Annotated in this window: 2 protein-coding genes and 1 pseudogene; 1 reads left to right on the top strand and 2 read right to left on the bottom strand. The window is 42.8% G+C overall.

Annotation, left to right across the window (positions count from 1 at the left end):
• Nucleotides 1–86 precede the first annotated feature (86 nt).
• Nucleotides 87–638: pseudogene (locus tag BHV83_RS11020) on the bottom strand (sugar-binding domain-containing protein); the annotation flags it as partial.
• A gap of 186 nt (nt 639–824) precedes the next feature.
• Nucleotides 825–3392, bottom strand: a complete 2568-nt coding sequence (locus BHV83_RS11015; protein ID WP_195565104.1) for a TonB-dependent receptor — start codon at nt 3390–3392, stop codon at nt 825–827.
• Between the two features lie 182 nt (nt 3393–3574).
• On the opposite strand from BHV83_RS11015, the gene BHV83_RS11010 reads away from it, so the two are divergent.
• Nucleotides 3575–4210: a SagB/ThcOx family dehydrogenase gene (locus BHV83_RS11010; RefSeq protein ID WP_005637407.1), complete on the top strand. Its 636-nt coding sequence runs from the start codon at nt 3575–3577 to the stop codon at nt 4208–4210.
• Nucleotides 4211–4401 lie beyond the last annotated feature (191 nt).

Genomic DNA, 4401 nt, shown 5'->3' with positions numbered 1-4401 from the left:
CCAAAGGATAAGGTTCACCCTTGCGACGAGTCAATGACTTCTCTTTTTTCATCTTTGTTGACTTTTATGAAGTCAACCTATTTCAGGACGAGACAGACACCGGGAGAAGCATAGTCGGTGAGTGAGATATTAACCGGGTCCGTTATGATCAGATTCACATCCCGGTAAATACCTCCATAGAAATTAAAATCGCCGACTAAAGGCATGACGTCCTGCTGCAAGGCATTGTTGACCTTCACCAATATCCGGTTGTCGGCATCATATTTCACTTTATCGGTAATCTCGAATACAAACGCGCCATATCCGCCGCGATGTTCGCCGATATGCACATCATTAATAAAAACATTCGCTATTGTATTGACTCCTTCAAAACGCAGAAAGAGACGTTTGCCTTTCCATTCAGGTTTTACAAACAGCGTTTTGGTATAGTTACCCATTCCACGATAGTAATCCTGCTTGCCGGAAAGGGCATCGCCACTGTTCCAAGTATGGGGCAGGTTCACCCGTTCTTCACTTTTAAACTGTACCTGATGGGAAAAACGAAACATCCAGTTCTCGTTCAACAGAATTTCTTTACGCGTAGCAAAGGTTGAAGTGCTGATAAAAAAGAGTATCAGACTAAAGATCGTGTGTTTCATGTTTACAAAATTCTTTATTTACAAGCCAAAAGTAGGTGATTGGCGGCAGAAAGACAGGCACAATTTGTCTAATTGGATGGATAGATTTGTCCGAGAGCGGAAATTTAAGGAGAGGTTTATGATTTATGAATTCTGATTTATGATTTATTAGAAACCCATAAATCATAAATCAGAATTCATAAATTTCTACATTGCCTGTTCACCGCCACCGGCGTTATTGCCTTCTCCACCGCCTTTAGTATCGTCGTTGCTGATACCGCGGCGCACTTTCTTGATCTGGCCTTTCATCGTACCGAAACGGTAAGAGACGCTCAAACGGAACTCACGGGCATGACGCCAAGTAGTAGAACGGTCCACAAAACCTTCACCTGTCGTAGTCGATTCCATCTTCATGGTTTTCCAGAACGGGTTCTGTGCACCCAAAGAAACGGAGAGTTTCTTTTTCAGGAAATCCTTACTGATATTCAGACCTGCAAAGTAGAAAGGAGATTGTTTTCCCTGCAATTGAATCCACGGACTGAAATAACCACCATGCAAATTAATACGAAAATCTTTCGGCAAATTAAACTGTGTCCCTGCAAAGATTCGGCCAGCCACACCATCCTTTGTCAGTCCCAATGACTTTTTGCTGTCGATATTCGTATAATCCAACCCACCGTTCATATAGATACGGAACAGAGGAACCGGATTCCAACTGCCATACAGGAACAATCCGACCTGCTGACGTTTTCCCATATTTCCATAAGTGCTATAAGAAGCTCCGTTATATTGAGAAAGCGGATCGGATTCCGGGAAGTTGGCAATTATTGTATATCTTTCAATCGCATTATTAACAAATGTATAGCTCAAACTTGCATTTATACTGAACTTCTGTGCAAACTTACTAAAGTTGAAGTTCACATTATTACTCTTTTCCGAATCCAGATTCGGATTACCTTGCGAGATACGCTGCGGGTCGATGTTATTCAAATACGGATTCAGATACCAGATCCCCGGACGCTGGATACGCATATTGTATCCTAAACGTAACTGTGAAGACATGTCTAACTGGTAAGTCAATGTCGCATTCGGGACAACGTCAAAGTAATTTGTTTTGAAGTTTTCTTCCGGCGCCTTGGCAAACTCCGCATTCAAGCTGGTTCCTTCCGCACGGACACCTACTTTAGCCCCGAATTTATTGAACTTGACCATATATCCCAAATAAGCGGAATAAATATGCTGAGTATGACGGAAGTCACTATTACGCTGCGAAATATCCTGCCAGACATTTAAAGAATCTTTCACCTGTTCCAATGTATTACTCTTGCTCTGGCGATTTATATATTTCACACCGGCTTCCAATGTCTGATCTTTAAACAAAGGAGTCGTATAATCGACCTGTGCCGTGTGTTCCGTCGTTGAAGCATCATTAATATTCCAGTTAGGATAGCGGTAAGCCTGGCTATAAACCCCTTCCAGATCTTCAAGCCGGGAATGCCCTTCATTGTCATTGGGGGATTGGCTGAAGCGGTAGGACAAAGTCAGCAATTCATCCTTCTTACTGGTTGAATGCTGGAAATCGACATTGACATCTGTAGAGCCGAATGTTCCTTTTGAATCCGAATAACGTTTATAAGAATACATCGTTGTCGGTTCCCCATTTGTCAGATCGGTCCGATTGACCTTATCCGCAATCAATTCGGAGAGATTAGTTGATTTTCCCCGGAACAAATTGACACCTACACTTAATAAGTTCAACGTATCGATCTCATAGCTACCTTCCAAATAACCGTATTGGAACGGCCCTTTGTTTTTGCTGCGTCCATGCTCATTCAACAAAGAAGACGGACGGGTAAAAGTCTCGTCACCCTGCTGGTATTTCGCTTCTTCCTCATCTCGCATCGAATAGGTATCATTCCAGGGGGAATTACGGTAGTTATAGCCATAATTAGCAGTAATACCGAACTTTCCTGCCTTCATCGAAACATAACCACCGCCACCAAAGCTACCCAGCGTACTGGCATTGGCACGAATCGTTCCCGTATATCCTTGCAATGCGTTCTTGGTCGTAATGATATTGATAATACCTCCAACCCCTTCTGCATCATACTTGGAACCAGGATCGGTAATGACCTCGATGTTCTTGATCGAGCTGGCCGGCATACTTTTCAATACATCGGATGCGTTGTCGCCACTCAATAAATTGGAGGGTTTACCATTCATATAGATTTTATAATTGGAAGATCCTTTCAACTGGATTTTATCCTCGCCATCCACCGTGACCATCGGAACCTTACGGAACATTTCCAACGCATTGCTGGTTTTAGCTTCCGGGTCGTCTTCCAGGCTATAAGTCAATTTATCGACTTCCACCTTCACCAACGGCTTTTGGGCTGTTACGGTAACCTCTTTTAACTGCTGCGTATCGTCATGCATAAACAACTTACCGAAATTCACGACTTTCTTGCTCTCCGACAATGTAAATGTTTTCTTGGCAGGCACTTTCCCTAAAGATTCCATTGTCATCACATACTTACCCGGCTTGTTCATCGTTGCCGTGAACTTGCCATCATCATCACAAGCCAACAATTTCACAGGATTCTGCGGTGCGGAAGCCAAAGCTATCCTCAACGTGGCATAAGGTACGGACTCATTGGATAGAGAGTCGACTACTTGGCCCTTAATTGTAAAGGCGGCTGATCCACCTCCGGTTTGCGCAAACACTGACGCAGACACAAATAGTATCAGCATTAAGTAGAGTAGTTTTTCTTTCATTAAATTTGAGAATTTAGATATTATCGATTATACATTCACATAAAAACAGTTGCAAATGTAACTTTATCTACGAGCCATTCGTAATTTTACAGTTTAAAGAATTGTAAAAGTTGTATTTTGGTGTTCGATTTCTGCATATTTCACCTATTTTTGTTGAAACCAATCATAAAAAGAATAAGTTTATGAGAAAATTATCATTCATTTTTGCATCATTATTACTCGTCGTCACCATGTATGCACAAGATCTGAAAGCAATCAAATTAAGCTCTCCGGACAAAAACAGAGGCAGTTCCATTATGAAAGCGTTATCCGACCGTCACTCCGACCGGGAATATGCAGCCAAGGAACTCAGTTTACAGGATCTATCGGATCTATTATGGGCAGCAAACGGGATTAACCGCCCGGACGGAAAACGAACGGCTCCCTCAGCGTTGAACAAACAGGATATCGACATTTATGTCATTATGAAAGAGGGCGCTTACCTGTACGATGCCAAGGCAAACAGCCTGCAACCTATTGCTAAAGGAGATCACCGGGCCGCTGTTGCCGGCAGTCAGGATTTTGTCAAATCAGCCCCAGTCAGCTTGGTACTCGTTTCCGATCTTTCACGCTTCGGAAACATTGCCGACCACACCAAACTGATGGCCGCTGTCGATGCCGGCATCGTTTGCCAAAACATCAATATTTTCTGCGCAGCCACCGGTCTGGCAACCGTTCCCCGTGCCACGATGGACCAGGCTGCTTTAAAACGGATCTTGAAACTAACGGACAGCCAATTGCCGATCATGAACAATCCGGTGGGATATCCACGTGAATAAAAAGCGTTTGTTATTTTCTCTATCATAAGCCTTCTTGATTATCAAACGATTATGGTGAAAGATGAAAGATAAAAGGCCTTTTGGCAAAACTTTTAGAGCCTGTTTAAATTTTGCATTTGTTGGTTGTGAGAGTTGTATTGAGGATGTTTTTCTGTAGGAGATGCCGTCTTTTTTGTTGAAACACGTGACTT

The organism is Parabacteroides sp. merdae-related_45_40 (genome assembly GCF_001915675.1).
The sequence above is the reverse complement of the archived record's forward strand: the minus strand, read 5'-3'. Positions and strand labels throughout refer to the sequence as shown.